Source organism: Streptomyces sp. Z26 (assembly GCF_003665095.1).
GTDB classification, from domain to species: Bacteria; Actinomycetota; Actinomycetes; order Streptomycetales; family Streptomycetaceae; genus Streptomyces; species Streptomyces phytohabitans.
Genome location: NZ_RCHV01000002.1, coordinates 6,180,747 through 6,204,899, shown reverse-complemented (window position 1 = coordinate 6,204,899; position 24,153 = coordinate 6,180,747). Strand labels below are relative to the sequence as shown.

General features: G+C 75.2%; 24 protein-coding genes and 1 pseudogene. 14 read left to right on the top strand and 11 right to left on the bottom strand.

The annotated features are described in order from the left end of the window. Positions 1-903, bottom strand: a complete 903-nt coding sequence (locus tag D7M15_RS26880; protein WP_121519855.1) for a serine hydrolase — start codon at positions 901-903, stop codon at positions 1-3. Next, positions 900-1,883 carry a LysR family transcriptional regulator gene (locus D7M15_RS26875; protein WP_121519854.1) on the bottom strand — a complete coding sequence of 328 codons (984 nt, stop codon included), beginning with the start codon at positions 1,881-1,883 and terminating at the stop codon, positions 900-902. The genes D7M15_RS26880 and D7M15_RS26875 overlap by 4 nt, the downstream gene beginning before the upstream one ends. Before the next feature lie 126 nt (positions 1,884-2,009). On the opposite strand from D7M15_RS26875, the gene bla reads away from it, so the two are divergent. The 11 genes and pseudogenes from bla (at position 2,010) to D7M15_RS29465 (ending at position 11,727) form a co-directional block, all read left to right on the top strand. Beyond that, complete coding sequence (gene bla, locus D7M15_RS26870) at positions 2,010-2,954, top strand: class A beta-lactamase (protein WP_240649512.1); 945 nt, start codon at positions 2,010-2,012, stop codon at positions 2,952-2,954. A 289-nt stretch (positions 2,955-3,243) separates the two neighbouring features. Beyond that, positions 3,244-3,546: an urease subunit gamma gene (locus D7M15_RS26865; RefSeq protein WP_121519853.1), complete on the top strand. Its 303-nt coding sequence runs from the start codon at positions 3,244-3,246 to the stop codon at positions 3,544-3,546. Between the two features lie 8 nt (positions 3,547-3,554). Further along, positions 3,555-3,887 carry an urease subunit beta gene (locus tag D7M15_RS26860; protein ID WP_121519852.1) on the top strand — a complete coding sequence of 111 codons (333 nt, stop codon included), beginning with the start codon at positions 3,555-3,557 and terminating at the stop codon, positions 3,885-3,887. Continuing rightward, positions 3,880-5,599: pseudogene (locus D7M15_RS26855) on the top strand (urease subunit alpha). Before D7M15_RS26860 ends, D7M15_RS26855 begins: the two are co-directional and overlap by 8 nt. Beyond that, positions 5,599-6,330 carry an urease accessory UreF family protein gene (locus tag D7M15_RS26850; protein WP_121519851.1) on the top strand — a complete coding sequence of 244 codons (732 nt, stop codon included), beginning with the start codon at positions 5,599-5,601 and terminating at the stop codon, positions 6,328-6,330. The pseudogene D7M15_RS26855 and the gene D7M15_RS26850 overlap by 1 nt, the downstream one beginning before the upstream one ends. A gap of 65 nt (positions 6,331-6,395) precedes the next feature. Then, a complete protein-coding gene (gene ureG / locus D7M15_RS26845) occupies positions 6,396-7,097 on the top strand; it encodes an urease accessory protein UreG (RefSeq protein ID WP_121519850.1) in 702 nt (233 codons plus the stop codon). Beyond that, positions 7,094-7,906, top strand: coding sequence for an urease accessory protein UreD (locus tag D7M15_RS26840; protein ID WP_121519849.1), 813 nt, complete (start codon positions 7,094-7,096; stop codon positions 7,904-7,906). The genes ureG and D7M15_RS26840 overlap by 4 nt, the downstream gene beginning before the upstream one ends. Positions 7,907-7,967: 61 nt before the next feature. Then, entirely contained in the window at positions 7,968-8,432 is a 465-nt protein-coding gene (locus D7M15_RS26835; protein WP_121519848.1) for a cupin domain-containing protein, read from the top strand. Between the two features lie 302 nt (positions 8,433-8,734). Next, the gene (locus tag D7M15_RS26830) at positions 8,735-10,048 is read left to right on the top strand and encodes an erythromycin esterase family protein (RefSeq protein WP_121519847.1); all 1,314 of its coding nucleotides are present in this window, start codon (positions 8,735-8,737) and stop codon (positions 10,046-10,048) included. A gap of 117 nt (positions 10,049-10,165) precedes the next feature. After that, on the top strand, positions 10,166-11,602 hold the full coding sequence (locus tag D7M15_RS26825) for an OFA family MFS transporter (RefSeq protein ID WP_121521488.1): 1,437 nt from the start codon (positions 10,166-10,168) through the stop codon (positions 11,600-11,602). After that, the gene (locus tag D7M15_RS29465; RefSeq protein ID WP_276314478.1) at positions 11,599-11,727 is read left to right on the top strand and encodes a hypothetical protein; all 129 of its coding nucleotides are present in this window, start codon (positions 11,599-11,601) and stop codon (positions 11,725-11,727) included. The genes D7M15_RS26825 and D7M15_RS29465 overlap by 4 nt, the downstream gene beginning before the upstream one ends. A 32-nt stretch (positions 11,728-11,759) precedes the next feature. Here the strand turns inward: D7M15_RS29465 and D7M15_RS26820 are convergent, their stop codons facing one another. Next, entirely contained in the window at positions 11,760-12,569 is an 810-nt protein-coding gene (locus D7M15_RS26820; protein ID WP_121519846.1) for an SAM-dependent methyltransferase, read from the bottom strand. A 263-nt stretch (positions 12,570-12,832) separates the two neighbouring features. Here D7M15_RS26820 and gdhA point away from each other — a divergent pair, with 263 nt between their 5' ends. Next, positions 12,833-14,215: an NADP-specific glutamate dehydrogenase gene (gene gdhA, locus D7M15_RS26815; protein WP_121519845.1), complete on the top strand. Its 1,383-nt coding sequence runs from the start codon at positions 12,833-12,835 to the stop codon at positions 14,213-14,215. Positions 14,216-14,321: 106 nt separating this feature from the next. Continuing rightward, entirely contained in the window at positions 14,322-15,308 is a 987-nt protein-coding gene (locus tag D7M15_RS26810) for a pirin family protein (protein ID WP_121519844.1), read from the top strand. 79 nt (positions 15,309-15,387) lie between these two features. On the opposite strand, the gene D7M15_RS26805 is transcribed toward D7M15_RS26810, so the two are convergent. Together D7M15_RS26805 and D7M15_RS26800 are read right to left on the bottom strand one after the other, a co-directional pair. Next, entirely contained in the window at positions 15,388-16,038 is a 651-nt protein-coding gene (locus D7M15_RS26805; protein ID WP_121519843.1) for a DUF305 domain-containing protein, read from the bottom strand. Next, positions 16,035-16,730 carry a DUF3105 domain-containing protein gene (locus D7M15_RS26800; protein ID WP_121519842.1) on the bottom strand — a complete coding sequence of 232 codons (696 nt, stop codon included), beginning with the start codon at positions 16,728-16,730 and terminating at the stop codon, positions 16,035-16,037. The genes D7M15_RS26805 and D7M15_RS26800 overlap by 4 nt, the downstream gene beginning before the upstream one ends. Positions 16,731-16,965: 235 nt before the next feature. Between D7M15_RS26800 and D7M15_RS26795 the strand changes: the two genes are divergently transcribed. Next, complete coding sequence (locus tag D7M15_RS26795; RefSeq protein WP_121519841.1) at positions 16,966-17,739, top strand: AfsR/SARP family transcriptional regulator; 774 nt, start codon at positions 16,966-16,968, stop codon at positions 17,737-17,739. 117 nt (positions 17,740-17,856) lie between these two features. Here D7M15_RS26795 and D7M15_RS26790 read toward each other — a convergent pair whose 3' ends face one another. The 6 genes from D7M15_RS26790 to D7M15_RS26765 form a co-directional block, all read right to left on the bottom strand. Next, positions 17,857-19,059, bottom strand: coding sequence for an inositol-3-phosphate synthase (locus D7M15_RS26790; protein WP_121519840.1), 1,203 nt, complete (start codon positions 19,057-19,059; stop codon positions 17,857-17,859). A 16-nt stretch (positions 19,060-19,075) separates the two neighbouring features. Then, a complete protein-coding gene (locus D7M15_RS26785) occupies positions 19,076-19,927 on the bottom strand; it encodes a hypothetical protein (RefSeq protein WP_240649511.1) in 852 nt (283 codons plus the stop codon). Next, entirely contained in the window at positions 19,927-20,703 is a 777-nt protein-coding gene (locus D7M15_RS26780; RefSeq protein WP_121519839.1) for a hypothetical protein, read from the bottom strand. The genes D7M15_RS26785 and D7M15_RS26780 overlap by 1 nt, the downstream gene beginning before the upstream one ends. A 90-nt stretch (positions 20,704-20,793) precedes the next feature. Then, a complete protein-coding gene (locus D7M15_RS26775; RefSeq protein ID WP_121519838.1) occupies positions 20,794-22,128 on the bottom strand; it encodes an FAD-dependent monooxygenase in 1,335 nt (444 codons plus the stop codon). 56 nt (positions 22,129-22,184) lie between these two features. Then, positions 22,185-22,868 carry a response regulator transcription factor gene (locus D7M15_RS26770; RefSeq protein ID WP_121519837.1) on the bottom strand — a complete coding sequence of 228 codons (684 nt, stop codon included), beginning with the start codon at positions 22,866-22,868 and terminating at the stop codon, positions 22,185-22,187. After that, positions 22,865-24,103: a histidine kinase gene (locus tag D7M15_RS26765; protein WP_121519836.1), complete on the bottom strand. Its 1,239-nt coding sequence runs from the start codon at positions 24,101-24,103 to the stop codon at positions 22,865-22,867. Before D7M15_RS26765 ends, D7M15_RS26770 begins: the two co-directional genes overlap by 4 nt. Positions 24,104-24,153 lie beyond the last annotated feature (50 nt).

The window sequence follows — 24,153 nt, the reverse complement described above, 5'->3', positions numbered from 1 at the left end:
TCAGGACCGCCGCAGGTGGTCCCGGAGGGCGCGGGCCGCACCGGCCATCAGCGACTCGGCCTCCGGCTGGGAGACGGCCGGGACACGGGACTCGGTGAGCACGGCGACGGCGTACGCGCGCCCGTCGGCGTGCTCCACGACGCCCGCCTCGTGCCGCAGGTTGAGCAGCGTGCCGGTCTTCGAGGACCAGGTCGACGCGTCCGAGCTGAAGTCGGGTGCCAGCCGCTGCCGCAGCAGGTTCAGGCCCATGAGTTCGCGTACGCGCGCGGCGACGCCGCCGTCGATGCGCGACGGCGTCCAGAGGGCCTGGAGCAGGTCGACGAACGCGCGGGCCGAGCCCGAGTTGCCCCGGGTGACGTCGAGTTGGGGCACCGGGTGGCCGCGTCCGGCGGTCCCGGCGGCGATGGCCAGGGAGTGGGCGAGGTGCACCTGGTCGGACTCGAAGCGCTCCGCGGGCGTCTCGCCCAGCTCGCGCAGGCCGTGCCGTACGGCGATGCCGTGCAGCCCCCACTCCCGCATCCGTCGGGTGACCTCGGCGGGCGGCGTCAGCCCGAACAGCACGTCGGCCGCGACGCTGTCGCTGATCGACATGCTCAGGTACAGCAGGTCGTCCACGGCGACGCGGGCCGGGTGCCGGAAGCGGCTGAGGCCCGTCGGTCCGGGCGTGGTGGCGCGGCCGGGCGGGACCTCGACGGGCGTGGCGCCGTCCAGCTCGCCGCGGCGGACGCGGTCGAGGGTGGCGGCGGCCAGCGGGATCTTGACGAGCGAGGCGATCGGGAACTCCAGGTCCGGTTCGAGCCCGATCTCGACCCCGGTGCGGAGGTCGCGCACGAGGATCGAGCCGACGAGCCCGCCCTCGTCCAGCTCGGCGCGGACCCCGCGCAGCAGCCCTTCCGCGTTCATCCGCGTCCCGCCTTCCCCGTCGCTCCGTGCTCCGTGCGGTCGGCCGCGCCGTCCGCCGCACCGCCTTCCGTACGGTCCGCCGCGCCGCCTCCCGTACGCCCGTCGCCCGGGACCTCCGCTCCCAGACATTGTGCGACGGCGTCCCACAGGCGCGTACGGAGGCGTTCGCCGTCGGCGCCGAGCACCGCCGTGACCGCGTAGCCGCGCGCGAGCCGCAGCTCCCCCAACGGGCGCCAGTGCAGGCCGAGTTCGCGGGCCTGCGCGGTGGAGCACAGCAGCAGGTCGCCGGAGCCGAGGACGTCGGCGGCGGCACCCGTCAGCGAGTCCGCCACCGCGACCTGCGCGGGCTGGAGCCCCACCGCGTCCCGTACGCGCATCAGCCGGTCCCGTACGTGCGGCACGTCGTCCTCCGGCTGGAGCCACACGCGGCGGCGCGGCAGCCGCCCGTGCCGCCCGACGCGCAGCGTCTCCAGGTGCACGGGCCCGGGGTGCAGCCGCGTGGCCCCGGCCACGCCGAGCGGCACGGTCCAGGTGCCGTCCTCGGCGGGCACGGCGGTGACCGCCGCGCGCACGTCGTGGTCGCGCACCAGCTCCGCCCGGTCGCCGGGGGCGGCGGGGCGGAACTCCAGGAACATGTCGTACGCCCGCGCCTCCGCGTCCAGCTCGGCCAGTGCGCGCGTGGTGCACGTCTCCGGCACGGCGACCCGCAGCGGCCGCAGCCGGGCGCGCTTGGCGTCCTGCTCCATCGCGTCCGCGAGCCGTACGAGCCGCTGGGCGGACGGCAGCATGTCCCGGCCGAACGGCGTGAGCCCGGCCCGGCGGGCGGAACGGTCGAACAGCCGGTCGCCCAGGTGCCGTTCGAGCGCGGCGATGCGGCGGCTGGCGACGGACTGGGGAATCCCGGCGGCGGCCGCGCCGCGCGTGAAGCTGCCGGTCTCGCTCACGCCGACGAACGCCCGGCAACCACCGATGAGGTCCATGACCTCATGCTATGCCGATCCCGCATGGAACCGGCCGGTTCTGTCTTGGACAGCATCGCGCGACGTCGGAAGGGTGGGGACCGCAACAACCTCGATCGCTGACAAACGCTGACGAAGGGGATACCTGTGTCCGATCCGCGTTTCTCCCGCACCACCCGTGCGGCGCTCGCCGCCCTGCTCCTCGCCTCCCTCGCCGGCTGCGGCAGCGGCGACGGCGACGCGGCCTCCGCCGCCCCGGCCGCCGCGACGTCCGAGCCGACCGGCGGACCGGGGGACGCGGCGGAAACGGCGCGGGCGCGCGAGGAGTTCGACCGGCTGGAGGGGGCGTACGACGCGCGCCTCGGCGTGTACGCGGTGGACACCGCCACGGGCCGCGAGCTGACGTACCGCGCCGACGACCGGTTCGCCTTCGCCTCCACCTTCAAGGCGCTCCTCACCGGCACCGGCCTCCAGCGGGACTCGGTGAAGGACCTGGAGAAGCGGCTCACGTACGACCGCGACGACCTGGTGCCCAACTCGCCGATCACCGAGAAGCACGTCGACACGGGCATCTCCGTACGCGGCGCCATGGACGCCGCCGTGCGCTACAGCGACAACACCGCCGCGAACCTCCTCTTCCGCGAGTACGGCGGTCCGGACGCCTTCGAGGCGGCGCTGCGCCGCATCGGGGACAGGACGACGCGGTCGGACCGGATCGAGACGGCGCTGAACGAGACCACGCCCGGCGACCCCCGCGACACCAGCACGCCGCGCGCGATGGCGGACAGCCTGCGGGCGTTCACCGTGGGCAAGGCGCTGCCGGTGGAGAAGCGGAAGATCCTCACGACCATGCTGCGCGAGAACACCACCGGCGGCCCCCTCATCCGGGCGGGCGCGCCCGAGGGCTGGGTCGTCGGGGACAAGACCGGCGCCGCCGACTACGGCACGCGCAACGACATCGCGGTCATCTGGCCGCCCGGACGCGCCCCCGTGATGCTGGCGGTCCTGTCCGACAAGGACACCAAGGACGCGGAGTACGACGACGCACTTGTCGCGGACGCGGCGAAGGCGGCGCTCGCCGTCTTCCGCTGAGCCGTCCCGGCGCTCCGTACGGCCGTCGGCGCGCCTCCGCCGCGGGGCGCGCCGCTGCCGGTACGGATGGTCGGCGGCGCCCGCCGGGTGGCGGCGCCCCCTCCCGTACGCGGCGCACCCGCGGTTCACGGCGGGGAAATCCGCCGGAAACGCCACGCCCGTAGCGTTCACCGGCATCGCTCGGCCCCCCGCCGCGCGACGGGAGGCCGAGCCCGTCGCCGGGACCCGTCCGGTCCGTGTACGGGGACGACGGCGCGCGCCGGGACGGAGAGGACCGAGAGGTGGAGCCGTGCAACTGACACCGCACGAACAGGAACGCCTGCTCATCCACGTGGCGGCCGACGTCGCCGCCCGGCGCCGGGCGCGGGGCCTGCGGCTGAACCACCCCGAGGCGGTCGCGCTCATCACCGCCCACCTCCTGGAGGGCGCCCGCGACGGCCGCACCGTCACCGAGCTGATGGCCTCGGGACGGTCGGTCCTCACCCGCGACGACGTCATGCACGGCATCCCGGAGATGGTCCGCGACGTCCAGGTCGAGGCCACCTTCTCCGACGGCACCAAGCTCGTCACCGTCCACGACCCGATCGTGTGAGGAGGGACGTGAACGGTCGCACGACTCCCCCGGTCCCCGGCGAGATCCTGCACGCGGAGTCGCCCGTCGTCCTCAACGAGGGCCGCCCCGTGGTCAGGCTCACCGTCCGCAACACCGCCGACCGTCCCGTGCAGGTCGGCTCCCACTACCACTTCGCCGAGGCCAACCCGGGACTCGACTTCGACCGCGCCGCCGCCCGCGGCCTGCGGCTGAACGTCGCGGCCGGCACGGCCGTACGGTTCGAGCCGGGTGTCCCCGCCGAGGTGGAGCTGGTGCCCCTCGCCGGTCTGCGCACGGTGCCCGGGCTGCGCGGCGCGACGGGGGGCGCGCTCGATGGCTGAGCTGCCGCGCGCCGCGTACGCCGACCTGTACGGCCCCACCACGGGCGACCGGGTGCGGCTCGGACACCGACCTGCTGGTCGAGATCGAGGAGGACCGCTGCGGCGGGCCCGGACGCGCCGGCGACGAGGCGGTGTTCGGCGGCGGCAAGGTGGTCCGCGAGTCCATGGGCCAGTCGCGGACCACCCGCGCGGAGGGCGCGCCCGACACCGTGGTCACCGGCGCCGTCGTGATCGACCACTGGGGAGTGGTCAAGGCCGACGTGGGCATCCTGGACGGCCGGATCACCGCGCTCGGCAAGGCGGGCAACCCGGACACCATGGACGGGGTGCATCCCGACCTCGTCATCGGACCGGAGACCGAGATCGTCGCGGGCAACGGCAGGATCCTCACCGCGGGCGCCGTCGACGCGCACGTCCACTTCATCTCCCCGGGGCTCGTCGAGGAGGCGCTCGCCTCGGGCGTCACCACGATGATCGGCGGCGGTACGGGACCCGCCGAGGGCAGCAGGGCGACGACCGTGACACCCGGCGCCTGGCATCTCGCCCGGATGTTCGACGCGATGGAGTCCAGCCCGGTGAACATCGGGTTCCTCGGCAAGGGCAGCACCATGTCCGCCGCGTCCCTGCACGCCCAACTCCGCGCGGGAGCGCTGGGGTTCAAGATCCACGAGGACTGGGGCGCCACCCCGGCCGTGATCGACGCGTGCCTCGACGTGTGCGAGGAGACCGGCGCACAGCTGTCCGTGCACACGGACACGTTGAACGAGGCCGGTTTCGTCGCGGACACCTTCGCCGCGGTCGGCGGCCGTACGCTGCACGCCTTCCACGTCGAGGGGGCGGGCGGCGGGCACGCGCCGGACATGATCACGGCCGTGTCGATGCCGAACGTGCTGCCCGGTTCCACGAACCCGACCCGGCCGCACACCGTCAACACCGTCGAGGAGCACCTCGACATGCTGATGGTCTGCCACCACCTGAACCCGGCCGTGCCGGAGGACCTGGCGTTCGCCGAGTCCCGCATCCGGCCGACGACCATCGCCGCCGAGGACGTGCTGCACGACCTCGGGGCCATCTCGATGATGTCCTCCGATTCCCAGGCCATGGGCCGGGTGGGCGAGGTGGTCCTGCGGACCTGGCAGACCGCGCACGTGATGAAGCGGCGGCGCGGTCCCCTGCCCGGCGACACGCGCGCCGACAACCACCGCGTACGGCGGTACGTCGCGAAGTACACCCTCAACCCGGCCGTCGCGCAGGGCGTCGACCACGAGATCGGTTCCGTGGAGCCGGGCAAGCTGGCCGACCTGGTGCTGTGGGAGCCGGCGTTCTTCGGCGTGAAACCGTACGCCGTGCTGAAGGGCGGCCAGATCGCCCACGCGCACCTGGGCGACGCGAACGCCTCCGTACCGACGCCCCAACCGGTGCTGGCCCGGCGGATGTTCGGCGGGTACGGGAGGGCACCGGCCGCCGTGTCGCTGGGCTTCGTCGCACCGGCCGCACTGGAGGATCGGCTGCCGGAGCGGCTCGGACTGGGCAGACGCCTCGTGGCGACGCGCTCCACACGCGGCCTCGGCAAGGCGGACATGCGGGAGAACGACGCCCTGCCGCACGTCGAGGTGGCGCCCGACAGCTTCGCCGTCACCATCGACGGAGCGCTCGTCGAGCCCGACCCGGTGTCCGAACTCCCCCTCGCCCAGCGCTACTTCCTGTTCTGATGGCCGCCACCACATCCGCGTACGACCCCGGGCCGCCCCCGGGGCCGGTGCCCGCGGCCCCGCGTGCGGCGCTGCTCGTCCTGGCCGACGGCCGCTTCCCCGCTGGCGGGCACGCCCACTCCGGCGGCGTCGAGGAGGCCGTCGCCGCCCGCCGCGTCGTGGACGGCGCGACCCTGGAGGCGTTCTGCCGGGGCCGGTTGCACACCGCGGGCCTGGTCGCGGCCGCGCTCGCGGCGGCGGCCGCCCTCGGCACCGACCCGGTCGCCCTGGACCGCGCCGCCGACGCCCGTACGCCCTCCCCCGCGCTGCGCGCGACGGCCCGGCGGCTCGGACGGCAGCTGCTGCGCACGGCCCGCGCCACCTGGCCGCACCCGGAGCTGGACGCGCTCGCCAGCGCCTTTCCCCGCGGCGCCCACCAGCCCGTCGTCCTCGGTGCGGTGGTGCGCGCCGCGGGCCTCGACGGCGCGGACGCCGCGCACTGCGCCGCGTACGAGAGCGTCAGCGGCCCGGCGTCGGCGGCCGTGCGGCTGCTCGGCCTGGACCCGTGCGACGCCACCCGCGTGCTCGCGGCGGTCGCGCCCGCCGTCGACCGGACCGGCGCGGAGGCCGTACGGGCCGCGCTGCGCGTACCGGAGTCGGGTACCGGCGCCCTGCCCGCCGCGTCCGCGCCCCTCCTGGAGATCGGCGCGGAGGCCCACGCCGGCTGGCCGGTGCGCCTCTTCGCGTCCTGAGCGGCGCCGCCCCGCCCGGAACCCCCGTCCGCCCCGCCCACCCGCACGGCCCGAGGAGGCCCACCATGCATCTCCACCACGACACCGAGCCGCACGGGCACCACGGCGCCGCTTCCGGTGGCGGACACCCGCCCGTACGGCCGGACGGCACGCGCCGCGCGCTGCGCGTGGGCCTCGGCGGACCCGTCGGGTCGGGGAAGACGGCGACCGTGGCGGCGCTGTGCGGGGCGCTCCGCGACGAGCTGTCCCTGGCCGTCGTCACCAACGACATCTACACCCGCGAGGACGCCGAGTTCCTGCTGCGGGAGGGCGTCCTGGCACCCGAGCGGATCAGCGCCGTCGAGACCGGCGCCTGCCCGCACACCGCCATCCGCGACGACATCTCCGCCAACCTGGAGGCCGTCGAGGACCTGGAGGACGCGAACGGCCCGCTCGACCTCGTCCTCGTCGAGTCCGGCGGGGACAACCTCACCGCCACGTTCTCCCGCGGCCTCGTGGACGCCCAGATCTTCGTGATCGACGTCGCGGGCGGCGACGACGTCCCGCGCAAGGGAGGCCCCGGCATCACCACGGCGGACCTGCTCGTGGTGAACAAGACGGACCTCGCCCCGTACGTCGGCGCCGACCTCGCCCGGATGGCCGCGGACGCCCGCCTGCGGCGCGGCGGACTCCCCGTCGTCCTCCAGTCGCTGCGGGCGCCCGACGGGGTGCGGGAGGTCGCCGCCTGGGTCGGCGCGCGGCGGGCCGCGTGGGTCGCCCACCCGTGACCGCTCCCGGCACCGCGGAGGCGGGCCGCGGCGCGCCGTCGGGCGTGCGCGCCACCGCCCGCGTCACCGCCGCACCCGACGGGCGCGGGGGCACCGCCCTGCCCGTGCTGACGGGCGAGGGCCCGCTGGCCCTGCGGCGGGTGCGGGCGGACGGCGGTTGGGCGCGCGCCCTGCTGGTGGGCGCCATGGGCGGTCCGCTCGGCGGCGACCGCCTGACGGTACGGGCGCACGCGCGCCCCGGCGCCCGGCTGGGCCTCGGCAGCGCCGCCGCGACGCTCGCGCTGCCCGGCCAGTCCGGCGAGGCGGCACGGTACGACGTGCGGCTCACCGCGGACGCGGGCGCCGAACTGCGCTGGCTGCCGGAGCAGTTGATCGTCGGCGCGGGGAGCGACCTGGCCGTCGCCACCCGCGCCGACGTGGCGCCCGGAGCGCGGCTGGTGCTGCGGGAGGAGCAGGTGCTCGGCCGTACGGGCGACGCCGCCCCGGGGCGGCTGACGAGCGGACTGCGGCTGCGGGTGGGCGAACAGGTGCTGCTGGAGCAGGAGTTGACGTGCGGACCCGGCGCTCCCGGCGGTTGGGACGGGCCCGCCGTGCTCGGTGGGCACCGCGCGCTGGGGCAACTGCTCGTGGTACGGCCGGAGTTCACCGCAACCCCGCCGGTGGCCCGGCTGCTCGGGGACCACGCGGCGCTGACGCCGCTCGCCGGACCCGCGGTCCTGGTGCAGGCGCTCGGGAGGGACGCGCTGGAGGTGCGCCGCGTCCTCGACGGGGCGCTGGCCGAACTCGACGCTCCCGACACCGGACCCTGACGCCACCCGGCCCGGGGCCCCCGTTGGCGGGCGGGGCCCGGGCTGGGCCAGGATGGACCGCATGGCGGAGATCTCTGAGCTGGTACGACGGCTGGACCTGCGACCGCACGTCGAGGGCGGCTGGTTCCGCGAGACGTGGCGCACCGGCGGGAGCGCGGTGCCGGAGGGCTACCCGGGGCCGCGCCCGTACGCCACCGGCATCTACTTCCTGCTGCACCCCGGCGAGTCCTCCCGGTGGCACCGGGTGCGCTCCGACGAACTGTGGCTGTGGCACCTGGGCGGCCCGCTGCGCCTGCGCCTCGGCGGTACGGGCGACCTCCCGGACGAGGAGGGCGCCGGGGACGCCAGCGGGGCCACGCTCCTCGGCGGCGACGTGGCGGCGGGCGAGCGGCCGCAGTCGCTCGTACCGGCCGGCGCCTGGCAGGCCGCCGAACCGGCGGGCACGGAACCGGTCCTGGTGACCTGCGTGGTCGCCCCGGGTTTCGACTTCGAGGACTTCACCGACATCAAGGACGTACGCCCCTGAGCACCGCCCGCCGCCCCGACGCGTCCCCGGCCACGCGGGTCACCCCGGCCACGCCCCACGTACCCGCAGGCCAGGCCGGTTTGCGGGGCGGCGGGCGGTGCTACGCTCGCCGCATGGCACCAGGCACCCTCTTCCGCTGAGCGCTTCGCGGCGGTGAGGCACGGACGACGGCCGGAGTGACGACTCCCCGGCCGTGCGAGGCACGGCCCCGTGCCCGGGCCGTGAAGCCCCCGTGCCCCCGCCCCTCCCGGCCGTGTCCGGCCCTCCTCACTTGGCTCCGTACGAGAAGCGAGCGCGCACCCATGCCTGAGCACACCCCGCACCCCTCCCCCACGCCCGAACACGCCCGGCTGGCCGCCTGGTTCCGCGACCACGCCGTCACCCTGGACGGCCTCGACCCCGACGCGCCCCTCGACGACCTCGAACCGCTGCGCGCCCTCGTGGGCGACGCGCGCGTCGTCGCGGTCGGTGAAGGCGCCCATTTCGTACGGGAGTTCACGCACGCCCGGCGGCGGGTGCTGCGTTTCCTCGCGGAACGCTGCGGATTCACCGTCCTCGCCTTCGAGTTCGGGTTCGCGGAGGCGTTCCCGCTGGACCGGTGGCTGCGCGGTGAGGACGACGGGCCCGGTGACGCCGGGCTGGAGGCGATCGGCGGCACCGCGTACTCCGGGGCCAACGGCGACCTCCTGCGCTGGCTCCGCCGCCACAACCGCGCGAGCGGCCACCCGCTGCGCTTCGTCGGCGTCGATCTCCCCACGGCGGCCGGGGAGTTGCGCCCCGTGCTGGAACCGCTGGCGGACTACCTGCGGACCGTCGACCCGGGCGCCGTCGCCCGCGTCGACGCCGCGCTCGCCGTCGCGGACCGCGTCACCGGCAGCTCCGGCGCGGTGGCCGCGCCCCGCTGGGACCGGCTGGCGGCGGCCGAACAGGACGCGCTGACCGCCTCGTTGGCGCGGCTGCTGCTACGGCTGCGCGGCCTGGAGCCGCTGTACGTGGACCGGGGCGGCCGGGCGGCGTACGACGTGGCGCTGCGGCATCTGGAGGCGGCCACGCACACCGACTACATGTTCGGCGCGATGCGGGACCTCTTCGCGGGCCGCGGCGAACCGGGAGACACGTCCGTACGGGAGGTGTACATGGCCGAGTCGCTGCGCTGGCACCTGGACCGGGCGGAGCCCGGCGCGCGGTTCGTGCTGGCCGCGCACAACAACCACGCGCAGAAGACGCCCGTCCGCTTCGACGACACGCTGACCGGCCTGCCGATGGGCCACCACCTGCACCGCGCCCTCGGTGACGACTACCGGGCGATCGCCCTCACGCACACCGCCGGGCACGTGCCCGAGATGTATCCGGACCCCGACCACCCGGCGGGCTTCGCCGTCGCCGAGGCACGCCTGGACGAGCCCGCCCCCGGCAGCGTCGAGGCGGCGCTGACGGAGGCGGGCCTCGGCGGCGCCCTCACCCTGACCGACCTGCGGCCGGGTCCGCCGGAGGGGCTGGACGGCATCCGTACGCAGAGCGGGGTGCTGCGTACGCCCGTCGCGGAGGCGTTCGACGCGGTGCTGAGCACCCCGACGGTCACCACGTCGTACACCGACGCCGTGCACCAGGGGTGACCGGCGGCGGTCGGACGGGGGACGCGGGAGGCGCGTGGGGCGCCGCGTGGCGGGCCGGCGACGCTCCACCCACTCCCGTGGGCCCGCCCGACTGGACATCGCCTAGGGTGCGTGAACATGACGCCAGGGATTCTCGACCGCTCGCGCAGTGTCGCGCCGCCCGGCTGGAGCCGCTGGCTGGTGCCGCCCGCCGCGCTCTCCGTGCACCTCTCCATCGGGCAGGCGTACGCGTGGAGCGTGTTCAAGCCGCCGCTGGAGTCCGCCCTCGACCTGTCCGGTACGCAGAGCGCGCTCCCGTTCCAGCTGGCGATCGTGATGCTGGGGCTGTCGGCGGCGTTCGGCGGCACCCTCGTGGAGCGGCGCGGACCGCGCTGGGCCATGGCCGTGTCCCTGGCCTGCTTCTCCACCGGCTTCCTGATCGCGGCGCTCGGCGCGGCCACCCGGCAGTACTGGCTCGTCGTCCTCGGCTACGGCTTCGTCGGCGGCATCGGGCTCGGCATCGGCTACATCTCTCCCGTGTCGACGCTGATCAAGTGGTTCCCCGACCGGCCCGGCATGGCCACCGGGATCGCCATCATGGGCTTCGGCGGCGGCGCGCTCATCGCGTCGCCCTGGTCGGCGCGGATGCTGGACTCGTTCGGCTCGGACAGCGACGGCATCGCGACGGCGTTCCTCGTGCACGGGCTGACGTACGCGGTGTTCATGACCCTCGGCGTGCTGCTGGTGCGCGTACCGCCCGAGGGCTGGCGGCCACCGGCCGGGCCACCGGCGGCCGCGCCGCGCGCGCTGGTCACGACGGCGCAGGTGTCGGCGCGCAACGCGGTGCGCACGCCGCAGTTCTGGTGCCTGTGGGTCGTGCTGTGCATGAACGTGACCGCCGGCATCGGCATCCTGGAGAAGGCCGCGCCGATGATCACGGACTTCTTCGCCGGTACGGACACCCCGGTGACCGCCTCCGCGGCGGCGGGCTTCGTGGCGCTGCTGTCGCTCGCCAACATGGCGGGCCGCCTGCTGTGGTCCTCCACCTCGGACGTCATCGGGCGCAAGAACATGTACCGCGTGTACCTCGGCGCGGGCGCCCTGATGTACCTCGTGATCGCGCGGCTCGGTGACTCGTCCAAGCCGTTGTTCGTCGTCTGCGCGCTGGTCATCCTGTCGTTCTACGGCGGCGGCTTCGCGACCGTACCGGCGTACCTCAAGGACCTGTTCGGCACGTACCAGGTCGGCGCCATCCACGGGCGGCTCCTCACCGCCTGGTCGACGGCGGGCGTGCTCGGGCCGCTGATCGTCAACCGCGTGGCCGACTCGCAGGAGGAGGCGGGGCGCAGCGGGCCGGGGCTGTACGGGCTGTCGCTGGGCATCATGATCGGGCTGCTCGCCGTGGGCTTCGTCGCCAACGAGCTGATCCGGCCCGTGGACCCGCGCCACCACGAGCCGGAGCGCGCGGGCGGCGGCACGGGTGACACGGCGGACGCCGAGGGCGCCACGGACGGGGCGGACGGGGCGCCGACCGCGCCCGGGGACGCGTACGACACACGGAAGGACCCCCGGTGAGCGACCACGACAGCGGCACCGACCGCACCGCACTGACCGCGTTCGCCTGGCTGTGGGTCGGGCTCCCGCTGGCTTACGGCCTGTACGAGCTGGCGCAGAAGGCGTCGCAGCTGTTCTCCGGCTGAGCCGCCCCGGCCTGCCCCGCCCCGGGCGCGCGTCAGCGCTTGCGCGCCACCGCGCCGTACGTGGTCACCGGCACCGGCTCGAACGGCGACGGGTCGGGCCGCCACTCCGTCACCGGCACCACGCCCGGTTCGAGCAGCTCCAGGCCGCCGAACAGCGCCTCGACGCCCTGCGGGCTGCGCAGGTGGTACGGGGCGGCGCCGCTGCTGTTGTAGCGGTCGTGCGCGTTCCGGCGGGCGGCGCTGACGTCCGTACCGTCACTGAGTGTCAGGAAGCTGCCCGGCGGCAGCGCGTCCAGCAGGCTGCCCACGAGCGACCCGGCCAGCGCGTCGTCGGGCACGTGCCCCAGGACGCCGAGCAGCATCAACGCCACCGGCCGGTCGAAGTCCAGGGTGCGGGCGGCCGCTTCGAGGAGGGTGCCCGGGTCGCGCAGGTCCGCGTCCACGTAGTCGGTGACGCCCTCGGGGGTGCTGGTGAGCAGCGCGCGGGCGTGCGAGAGGACCAGCGGGTCGTTGTCGACGTACACGACGCGGGCGTCGGGCGCGACGCGCTGCGCGATCTCGTGCGTGTTGTCGACGGTGGGCAGCCCGGTGCCGACGTCCAGGAACTGCCGGATGCCCTCCTCCCCCGCTAGGTGCCGTACGGCGCGGCCGAGGAAGTGCCGGGAGCCGCGTGCCGCGTCGATGATGCCGGGGAACGTCTCGGCGAACCTGTCGCCCGCCTCCTGGTCGACGCGGTAGTTGTCCTTGCCGCCCAGCCAGTAGTTCCAGATCCGGGCGGAGTGCGGCACGGTGTTGTCGATCTCCGCCGGGCGCTGCCGCCGCCCGCTGTCGCCGTCGTCCATGACGCGTCCCCTCTCCCGCCCGGACCGCACCGGGCGCCGCGCACACACCGTACCGAGCGCGCACGCGCCGTACGCGGCCGGACCGCCACCGCGCGTGACGGCCGGAGTGCGGAGCCCCCGGCACGCGGGACGTGCGGAGCCGGGGCGGGCCGGAGCGCGGCGGACGGGGAGCCAGGCCGCGACGCACGGCCTAAGCTCTGGCCCTGACCCCGTGGACCTGCGGGGCGACGCCCACAGCACCCCCACGGGGAGGGCTTCCACACATGTCGACACCACTCACGCCGCACACGCGGGACGACGACGCGGGCGCACGGCTGATCGAACCGCTCTACCAGGAGATCCTGCGGCGCAACGTCGGCGAGACGGAGTTCCACCAGGCCGTACGGGAGGTCCTCGAAACCCTGGGCCCCGTACTGACGAAGCGTCCCGAACTGGTCGACGCCCGCATCGTCGAGCGGGTCTGCGAGCCCGAGCGGCAGCTCATCTTCCGCGTGCCGTGGTCCGACGACGCGGGCGGCATCCACGTCAACCGCGGCTTCCGCGTGGAGTTCAACAGCTCCCTCGGCCCGTACAAGGGCGGCCTGCGCTTCCACCCGTCGGTGAACCTCGGCATCGTGAAGTTCCTCGGCTTCGAGCAGATCTTCAAGAACGCCCTGACGGGCATGCCCATCGGCGGCGGCAAGGGCGGCAGCGACTTCGACCCCAAGGGCCGCTCGGACGCGGAGGTGATGCGCTTCTGCCAGTCGTTCATGACGGAGCTGCACCGGCACCTCGGCGAGTACACCGACGTGCCCGCGGGCGACATCGGCGTCGGCGGGCGGGAGATCGGCTACCTCTTCGGCCAGTACAAGCGCATCACCAACCGTTACGAGTCCGGCGTCCTCACCGGCAAGGGCGTCGGCTGGGGCGGCGCCCAGGCCCGTACGGAGGCCACCGGCTACGGCTGCGTGATGTTCACCGACGAGATGCTGCGCGTCCGGGGCCAGGACCTGGACCGGCGCCGCGTCGTCGTCTCCGGCTCCGGGAACGTCGCCCTGTACGCCACCGAGAAGGCGCAGCAGCTCGGCGCGACCGTCGTGGCCTGCTCCGACTCCGGCGGCTACGTCGTCGACGAGAAGGGCATCGACCTGGACCTCCTCAAGGAGATCAAGGAGACCGGCCGCGGGCGCGTCGCGGACTACGCGGAACGGCGCGGCCGCGACGCCCACTTCGTCGCCGGACGCGGCCCCTGGGAGGTGCCGTGCGACGTGGCGCTGCCCTGCGCCACCCAGAACGAGCTGACCGCCGAGGACGCCGCCGTCCTCGTACGCAACGGCGTGCAGGCCGTGGCCGAGGGCGCGAACATGCCCACCACCCCGGAGGCCGTCCGCGTCTTCCAGGAGGCGGGCGTCGCGTTCGCCCCGGGCAAGGCCGCCAACGCGGGCGGGGTGGCGACCAGCGCCCTGGAGATGCAGCAGAACGCGTCCCGCGACTCGTGGACGTTCGCCCACACCGAGGAGCGGCTCGCGGAGATCATGCGGCACATCCACGACACGTCCCACGAGACGGCGGCGCGCTACGGGGCGCCGGGCAACTACGTCGTCGGCGCGAACATCGCGGGCTTCGAGCTGGTCGCCGAGGCCATGCTGGCGCAGGGCCTGATCTGACGCCGGGTCCCCCGCCGGTGCCCGGGTACGGGCTCCGGCGGGGGATGATGGCCGGGACGGCACGGCGGAGGCCCGTGCGGGGAACGGCGCGGAAGGCGGAGCCGACGTGAGCAATCTCGACACGCGACCGGCGGGCAGCGAGTGCGGCGGACGCGAGGACGTCGCCGCGCGCCCGGTACGGGAGCTGCTGGAGCCGCGCAGCATGCCGCTCGGCGAGTCGACCGTCGTCCGGCGGCTGCTGCCCAATCTGGGCCGCAGGATGGTCGGCGCGTGGTGCTTCGTCGACCACTACGGGCCGGACGACATCGCGGGCGAGACGGGCATGCAGGTGCCGCCGCACCCGCACATCGGGCTCCAGACGGTCAGTTGGCTGCACGACGGCGAGGTCCTGCACCGCGACAGCCTCGGCTCGCTCCAGACCGTACGGCCGCGCGAACTGGGCCTGATGACCTCCGGGCGGGCCATCGCGCACTCCGAGGAGTCGCCGCGCGAACACGCCCGCCTGCTGCACGGCGCCCAGCTGTGGGTGGCGCTGCCGGACGCGCACCGGCACACCGACCCGGCGTTCGAGCACCACGCGGCGCTCCCCGAGGTCGGGTCCGCCACGGGGGCCCGGCACCCGGGGTTCCGCGCGACCGTCATCCTCGGCGAACTGGACGGCGCCCGCTCCCCCGGCCGTACGTACTCCCCGCTGGTCGGCGCGGACGTGTCCCTCGCGGGCGGCACGGACGTACGGCTGCCGGTGGACCCGGACTTCGAGTACGCGGTGCTGACGATGTCCGGCCGCAGCGAGGTCGACGGCGTACCGCTGGACAGCGGCTCGATGCTCTATCTCGGCTGCGGGCGGCGCGAGTTGCCGCTGCGCGCGGACCGGGACAGCGAACTGCTGCTGCTCGGCGGCGAACCGTTCGAGGAGAAGCTCGTCATGTGGTGGAACTTCATCGGCCGCAGCACGGAGGACATCACCCGCGCCCGCGACGACTGGATGTCGGGCACCGGCGCGTTCGGCACGGTCCACGGCTACGACGGCCCCCCGCTCCCGGCCCCCACGATGCCCGCCACGCCGCTGAAGCCCCGGGGCCGTACGCGCTGAACCGGGCGGACGTCGCCTCGGGCACGGCACGGCACGGCACGGCACGGGTCGCGGGGGCGGGCTCGTGGCGCCGAGCCGTTCAGGCCGGGTCGAGCCGTTCCAGCAGGGTCCGCATCAGGTCGATCTCCGCCCGCTGGCCACGGACCATCCCCTCGGCGAGCCGCAGGACCGGCGCGGGCGTGTCGTCCGCCGTGACGCCCTCGGCCATGTGCACCCCGCCCAGGTGGTGGGCGGTCATCAGGCGGAGGTAGAGCACGTCCGCCCGCCTGCCGTGCGCGACGGCGAGCCGCGCCAGGTCGGCGCGGTCGGCCATGCCCGGCATGAGGACCCCGCGGCGGCGGTCCGCGGCGCTCGGTCGCGGCATGTCCATCCACGCCATGGCGTGGACGCCGGACGTGGCGTCGCGGCCCCAGAGCTGGAGCCAGCCGAGCATCATCCCGCGCTGTGCCGCCTGGGTGTTGGCGATGTCGTACGCGAGGGTCCGTACGTCGGCCGAGGAGCCGTTGCGGAGCACCGTCAGGGACATCTCGACCGCCTGCTGGTGGTGCGTGGCCATGTCGCGGCTGAAGCCGACGGCGACCGAGTCCCCGGTCGGCTCCGGGGAACCGGCCGGGGCCCTGCCGGACAGGCCCGTCAGCAGCACCACGGCGGACAGCAGGATCACGGAGGCCGCCAGCACGCCCGCACGGGAGAGCCGTACGGGGTGCCGCGCGGACGACGGGCCCGTCACGGCGTCGGCTTCCCGCCGGTGACCGGCGCGCCCTGCTCGGGTGCCTGCGGCCCCTGCGCGTACGCGTCGAAGAACTCGCCGATACGGGGGTCGTCGGCCGATTCGAGCGACAGCTGATGGCCCCACGCGGTGAGCCGGACCGGGCTGTCCTGACCGGGCAGGCGGCTCATCATGCGGTACGGGACGCCCGCCACCTCGGCGCGCAGCTTCTCCACCTCGGGCTGCGGGAGCGTCGGGGAGTACGTGACCCAGACGGCGCCGTGCTCCAGGGAGTGCACGGCGTTCTCCGGGCGCAGCGGGCGGGTGTAGACGTCGCCGTTGGCGTTCTGCCACCGCGGGTCGTGGCGTCCGCCGACCGGGGGCAGTTGTCCGGCGGGATAGTCGACGTCGCCCTTGACGTGGCCGCGTTCCAGGTCGCCGTAGACCTTCTCGCCCCGGACGTTGGCCTTGGTGGGGTCGACGCCGGAGGCGTCGGCGTCGTCACCGCCCGACCCGCCCCGCACGCTCAGGACGACGGCGACGAGGACCGCCGCCGCCACGACCGCGGCGAGGACGGTGGCGGCGACGCGCAGCCGCCCGGAACGGTGGGCCCGGCGGGCGTCGCGGGCGCGGAGTCCGGCGAGCCGGGCGCGGCGCGCCTCGTCGTCGCGGGTGGGCGGTGGGGGCGTGTGCTGGCGCTGGTCGTGCGACATGGGCGGCCTCTCACTGCCTCTCGGTGCGCGGCGTCGACGGGCCCAGCGTAGGAATCCCGGGGTCCCCAAGTCCCGGGACCGGGGTCCCGTTCCGCTCCCGGGGACGGGCTCGGGTCACCGGTCCCGGGCTCCCGGGACGGAGGGCGGCCTACGCTGTGCGCTCGCGGGCGCCCGGCCGTCGCCGTCACGACCGACCGGCACGGACCACGGCCCGCACGAACAACGGGGGGAAAGAGTGGAGTTCAGCGTCCTGGGACCACTGCGTGTCCGTACCGAGGGCCGGGAGATCCCGATCCCGGGCCACAAGCAACGGACCCTGCTCGCCGCGCTGCTGCTGGCGAACGGGGACGTGCTGTCCGACGAGCGCCTCGTGTCGCTGCTGTGGGGACAGCGACCGCCCACCACGGTGAGCGCCCAGCTGTACACGTACGTCTCCCGGCTGCGGCAGCGGCTCGGCGGCCCGGTGGAGCTGGTGCGCGAACCGGCCGGTTACCGGCTGGGCGTACGGGACGCGGTGTTCGACGCCGCCGAGTTCCAGCGGCTGTCCCGCGCGGGGCACGCGACGCTGCGTGAGGGGCGCCATGACGCGGCGGCCCGGCTGCTGCGTGCGGCACTGGGCCTGTGGCGCGGGCCGGCGCTCGGCGGGGTCACCGAACAGTTGCGGGACGCCGAGGCCCCGCAGCTCGACGAGGCGCGGATGGCCGCCCTGGAGAGCCGCCTCGACGCCGAGCTGGCCATGGGCGAGCACCGCCAGCTGGTCGCGGAACTCACCGGCCTGGTGGCACGGTTCCCGCTGCGCGAACGGTTCCGGGCGCAGTGGATGACCGCGCTGTACCGGTGCGAGCGGCAGGCGGAGGCCCTCGCCGTCTACCGGGAGGGCCGACGGCTGCTCGCCGAGGAGCTGGGGGTGGACCCCGGCCCGGCGCTGACCGCCACCCACCGCGCCGTGCTCAGCGGCGGGCTGGCCCTGGACGGACCGGCACACCGTACGGCGACGGCCGTTCCCTGACACCGGTCGCGGGCGCGGTCACGGCCCCGGCGCGGTGCCCCCGGCCGGGGCGGGGCGCCGGGTTCCGGGGGCCGTTACGGATGGCGTGCCCGCCCGCGCGGACACCCCGGCGGACGCTCACCCCGGCGCCCCGCCCGGGTGCCGCGCCCCGCTCAGGTCTCGCGCCCACGCCACCAGGGTGTCGAACTGCCGGTCCAGCGCGTGTTCCGCACAGTCCACGGGGTCCTTGAAGTAGAAGCCCAGCTCGCCCACCGGCCCGCTGACGCCCGCCCGGTGGGCGAGGGCCGTGAACCGCGCGAGGTCCAGTACGAGAGGTGCGGCGAGCGCCGAGTCGCAGCCCTGCCAGACGAACTGCAGGGTCATGCGGGCGCCCAGGAACCCCTCGAAGGTGATGTGGTCCCAGGCGGTCTTCCACTCCCCCAGGTCGGGCACCTCGTGGATGTGCACGCCGCCCTCCACCGGCCCGCCCAACTGCTCCGGCAGCAGCCGGTCCTTGGAACGTATCTTGGCCGCCGCCCGCCGGGGATCGGCCAGGGCGGCACCGTCGCCGCCGCCCAGCAGGTTGGTGCCGGACCAGCTGCGTACGGTCAGGGCGCGACGCGCGAACATCGGCGCCAGCACCGACTTGACCAGCGTCTCACCGGTCTTGCCGTCGCTCCCGGCGTACGGCAGGCCGCGTTCGCGGGCGAGTTGGTCGAGCGCGGGCAGCCGGGCACCCGTCGACGGGGTGAAGTCCACGAAGGGGCAGCCGGCCCGGAACGCGGCGCAGGCGTACAGCGCGCTCGGCGGCAGCACGTCGGCGTCCCCGGGCCGCCGCAGCGCCGCGCGCAGCGACTCCCAGGAGGCGTGCGCCGGATGCGGCCGGGCGGGGGCCTCGGTGGCGGACACGTTGACGACGACCACGGTGTCCACGTCCGTCCGGCGGCGGAAGTCCGCGATGTCGGCGGCGAGTTCGTCGACGGCAGCGTCCGCCGTGCCGGTGGGCGTCCCGGGTGCCGGGCGCACCGACGCGGTGAGACCGGGCCGGATCTCGGCGTCGGCGGCCAGCAGGTCGTCGCGGACGAGGGCGGGCAGGCCGGGCGGGACGACGCCGTCGGCGGCGAGCCGTTCCACGCGCTTGACGAGCCCCTCGGCCGCCGGGTCGTGCCCGCCGAAGACGAGGTCGTCGAAGGAGGGGAGACCCACCCCGTGGAACGGGGCGAGTTCCCCGGCCAGGCCCACCGGCGCGAGCACGCCCGCGCGCAGGCCCGCGGCGCCGGCGACGGTGCTCGCCGCGACCGAGCCGCGCCCGCCCACCAGCCAGATTCCCGTACGTGTCATGCCCTCTCCCAGGGTCTCAGTCCTGCTGCTGCGGGTACGGGAACGACTGGAAGTCCTCGTCCAGCCGCGTGATGTCGCGAGACAGCCAGTGGGCGGCGAGCCGCCGTACGGTGCGGCGCGGCAGGGGCTGGTTGACGTGCTCCAGGTCCGGGTCGGCCGTGAGGTGCACGGCGCAGGCGAAGGCGTTCAGGGGCGCCAGCCGCTCCCAGCGGTGTCGGTCGACGTCGAGGAACGTCATGGCCCGCATGACGACGTGCCAGACGGGATAGCCGCCGGGCGGCGTGCCGGTCATGACGTGCAGCGCCCCGGTGCGCGGGTCGTACAGCACGCCCTGCCCGAACTCGGCGAAGGCGCGCACCAGTCGGGGGTTGGCCGGGTGGTAGACGGCGTCGAAGACACCGAGCTGCACCCGTGACATCACCTCCAGCGGGCCGCGTACGGGCGCCACGAAGTCGGTGAACTCCCGCCGGTACGTGGGAGTGGTGACGAGTCGCCGCCAGGTGCCGAGCAGGATGTTGTCCCAGCCGGGGCCGTAGTGGGCGACGAGGGCGTGGTAGGCGTCCGTGAACTCCTGGGAGGGCTCGTAGAGCGTGGCCTGGTCGAGGAGGTACCACAGCTCGTTGGCGCGGCGGTCACCCGACATCCCGGGGATGTCGGGCAGTTCGGGGCCGACGGGCGCCGCGGCGGCCGACGACGCGGCGGCCGGGACGGCCGCCACGGCGGCCAGCGCCCCGGACGCCAGGAGGACGTGGCGCCGACCGGGCGGGCGCCCGTACGCCGGTCCGGCCTGCGCGCGCGGTTCGCGTTCCGGTCGCGGTTCCGGTCGCCGTTCCGTCTGCGGCCGGTGCGGTGGTTGCGGGGCGGTCATCAGCTCATCCCCTCGGGGTACGGGAAGGACCGGAAGTCCCGGTCCAGCCGGTCGACGTCCTTGACCAGCCAGGTGGCGGCGAGGCGCCGTACGGTGCGCGGGGGCAGCGGCGGGTTCACCGCGTCCTGGGCGGGCCGTGCCGTGCTCTGCGCCGCCCAGGCGAAGGCCAGCGCGGGAGCCAGCCGGTCCCAGCGGCGCCGGTCGATGTCGAGCAGCGACATGGCGCGCAGGTACGCGTACCAGGTGTGGTAGCCGGGCGGCGGGGTGTCCGGGGTGCCGTTCATCGTGTGCACCAGGAACGGGGCGTGTCCGCGCGGGTCGTACAGCACCCCCTCGCCGAACCAGCCGAACGCCTGGACGAGCCGGAGGTGCTGATGGCGGTAGTACCGGTCCATCACGCCGAGCTGGGTACGCGAGAGCACCTCCAGCGGCTGTCTGATCGGGGTCATGAACGCGGCGTAGTTGTCCGGGTAGCCGGGCGTTCCGACCAGTTCGAGCCACTTCTCGCGCATGCCGCGCTCGATGTTGCCGACGTGCGCCTCGATGGCCGCGTAGGCGTCCTTCACCTCCTGCGAGGAGTCGTAGAGCGTCGTCTCGTCCAGCTGGTACCAGAACTCGTTGGCGCGGCGGTCCCCGGACATGCCGGGCACCTCCGGGAAGTCGTCGCGGGGTGCGGCGGCCGAGGCCGGTGGCGCGACCACCGTCCCGGCGGCCGACACGGCCGCCACCCCCAGCGAGACCTTCAGGACCTGTCGTCGGTCGACGTGGTGCGACACGTGGCCGTCCTCCTCCTGGCTGCGGCTTCGATGAACTGGAGGCTAGGAGCAGCGGCCATACGGCGGTCTGCCGTCGTCCTGTGCGTCCGTCTATACCTCGCTCCGTACGTCCCTCCCCTGACGTACGCCACGCCCCGTCCGTACCTCGGACCCCACCCGCGCCGCCCGCCCGCCGAGACCCGCGCCGCGCGCGTCGGAAGCACCGGCCGCCGTCTCCGCGAGGGCCCGCCGCACGTCGTAGTGGCTGATCCAGGACGTGTCCTCGACCACCCGTGCCACGCCGTCGGGGGCGCCGGGCCCCATCCGCTGCGAGCCGCCGCCGCGCGCGCCGAGCTGTACGCGCGCCGTGTGCGGGCGGCGGAACTCCTCGTAGCGGCGCAGCCCTTCGGGCGTGCCGTCGAGGAAGTGCGCGAGACCCACCGCGTCCTCCAGCGCCTGCCCGGCGCCCTGGCCGTGGTGGGGGAGCATGGGGTGCGCGGCGTCCCCGAGGAGCGTGACGCGGCCGTGGCCCCAACGCGGCAGCGGTTCCCGGTCGTGGAGGGTCCAGCGGCCCGGTGTCCTGGCCGCCCGTACGAGTTCCGCCACGTCGTCGTGCCACCCGGCGAACGCGGCGGCCAGTTCCGCGTGGTCGCCGGTGCCGGTCCAGGACTCCTCGACGGGGGCCGTGGCGGGAGCGGGGACGACGGCCACGTAGGTGAACTGCCGCCCGGCGTCGACCGGTACGGCCAGCAGGCGGGCGTCGCGGCCGACCCAGACGTACAGCGTGTCGGGTGCCAGCGCCGGTACCCGCTCCGCGGGCACCCGCCCGCGCAGCGCGCTCGCCCCGGACAGGACGGGATGGTGCTCCCCGACCACGGCGCGGCGCACCACGGAGTGCGCGCCGTCGGCGCCGACGAGGAGGTCGGCCGCGGACTCGCGCCCGTCGGCGAACCGCAGCCGTACGCCCTCCCCGGACGCTTCGTACCCGGTCAACCGGGCCCCGAGGCGCAGGTGTTCGGTCGGCACCCGGGTGGCGAGCAGGGCGTGCAGGTCGCTGCGCAGCAGGGTGAGGTGAGGGGCGCCGTACTCCCGCTCCCACGTGCCGCCCATCGGACGGCGGGCGAGGAGCCGTCCGTCCCCGGTGCGCACCTCCATCGCCTCCGGGCGGACGGCGACCGCGCGCAGCGGCTCCTCCAGGCCCCAGCCGAACAGGACGCGGCAGGCGTTGGGCGCCAGGTGCATGCCGACGCCCGCCTCGCGCGGTACGGGTTCCTGTTCGTGCACGTCGACGAGCGCGCCCGCGCGCAGCAGGGCACCGGCGACGGCGAGGCCGCCGATCCCGGCGCCGACGACGGCGACCCGGCAGGCGCGCCGGGAGGGGAGGTCACGGTGGGGGCCGGGCTGACGGTACGGACTGGGGCGGGAGGCGGACTGCTGGTGCGGCATGGGTTTCCCTTCGACCGTGGCCGTCGGCGGTACGTGGCCGCGACGGCCGGTGGAGGTCACCGTGAGCCGGTGGACACGAGTCCCGTCTCGTAGGCGACGATGACCAGTTGCGCCCGGTCGCGGCTGTCGAGCTTGGTCAGCAGATGGCTGACGTGGGTCTTGACCGTGGGGACGCTGAGCCGCAGGCGGCCCGCGATCTCCGAGTTGGTCAGGCCCCTGGCGACCAGGGTGAGCACTTCGCGTTCGCGGCCGGTGATCCCGGCCCGTTCCAAGGCGCGTGCCGGGGTCCGCGGCCGGCCCTCGGGGCCGCGCGCGAACTCCTCGATCAGGCGCCGCGTCACGGAGGGGGCCAGCAGCCCCTCCCCCGCGGCGACGACCCGGAGCCCGGTGATCAGGTCCGCGGGCGGTGTGTCCTTCAGCAGGAAGCCGCTGGCTCCGGCGCGCAGCGCGGCGTACACGTAGGTGTCGAGGTCGAACATGGTCAGGATGAGGACGCGGACCCCGGAGGTCTCCGGGGTGCCGCAGATCCGGCGGGTGGCCTCGATGCCGTCCATCTCGGGCATCCGGACGTCCATGAGCACGACGTCGGGGTGTTGCCGTGCCGCCATGTCCACGGCCTCGGCACCGGTGGCGGCCTCACCGACGACGGTCAGGCCGGGCTCGTGGTCGACGAGGACACGGAAGCTGCCGCGCAGCAGGGCCTGGTCGTCGGCGACCAGCACCCGTACGTCGTGGCTCACCGGCTCGTCCCCGGTTCGGCACCGGCCGGGCCGAGGGGCAGCGTGGCCCGTACGGTGAAGCCGCCCTCCGGGCGCGGTCCGGCCGCGAACTCCCCCTCGTACACGGCGATCCGCTCGCGCATGCCGATGAGGCCGTGCCCGCCGCCGTCCGGGCCGTGCCCGCCGCCGGGGGCGTGCGCGCCCGGGCGGCCGGGCCCGCCGTCGTCGGTCACCTCGATCGTCAGCCGTCGTTCGTCCCTGGTGATCACGGCACGGCAGTCGGCCGGCGCCGCGTACCTGACCGCGTTGGTCAACGCCTCCTGCACGACGCGGTGGACGGTCAGCCCGAGAGCCTCCGGCAGGTCGTCCAGGTCGGGCGCCTCCAGCCGTACGCGCAGTCCGGCCCCGGTGGCCGTACGGGCCAGCGCGGCGAGTCCGGCGGTGCCCGGTACGGGGCGGAGTTCGGCGTCGGGCAGGGCGCCCGTGGGCTCGGCGCGCAGGACGCCGAGCAGGTGGCGCATCTCCTGGAGGGCGGCGCGACTGGTGGTCTCGATGACGCGCAGCGCGTTCCCGGCCTCCTCGGGGCGTGTGGTGACGACGTGGTTGGCGACGGCGGCCTTGACCGCGATGACGCCGATGCTGTGGGCGACGACGTCGTGCAACTCCCTCGCGATGCGCATCCGTTCCTCCGTCACGGCCCGCTCCGCGAGTTCCCGCGCGACCCGTTCGGCGAAGGCGCGGCGTTCGCGTACGGCGGTGCCGAGGGCCCACGCCCCGGCGATCAGCGCCCAGCCGAGGACGATGAGCCCGGGGCCGCGCAGCCACCAGTACGCGTACGGGCTCGCGGGCTCCGTGGCGACCATCCCGCCGAGGCCGATGAGCGCACCGGCCGCGAGGGGCAGCCGACGCGGGGTCGGGCCGCCGAGCGCCACCGGGTAGAGGGCGAACGCCACCGCGAGGAACGGGTCCGTGACGACACCGAGGACCACCGAGACGAGTGACGTGACGACGGTGGTGGCCAGTACCGGCAGGGGCCACAACCGGCGGACCGCCACGGGCAGTCCGGTGGCGACGGCCAGGATGTCGGCGGCCGGTCCGGACGGGCCGTCCGGACCGGCCGCCCCGGGCGGCCCGGACGTGTGCCGCAGGGCCAGCAGCAGCGCCACGTAGGCCACGGCGGCCAGGCAGTCCAGGGCGACGAGCTGCTCGGTGGTCAGCCGTCGGCCGAACAGCGGCTGCGTTGCGGGGTGATCCATCGCGTGACCCTAACCGCGGCCGGGCGCCCGGGGCTTCGTGCTCCGGAACG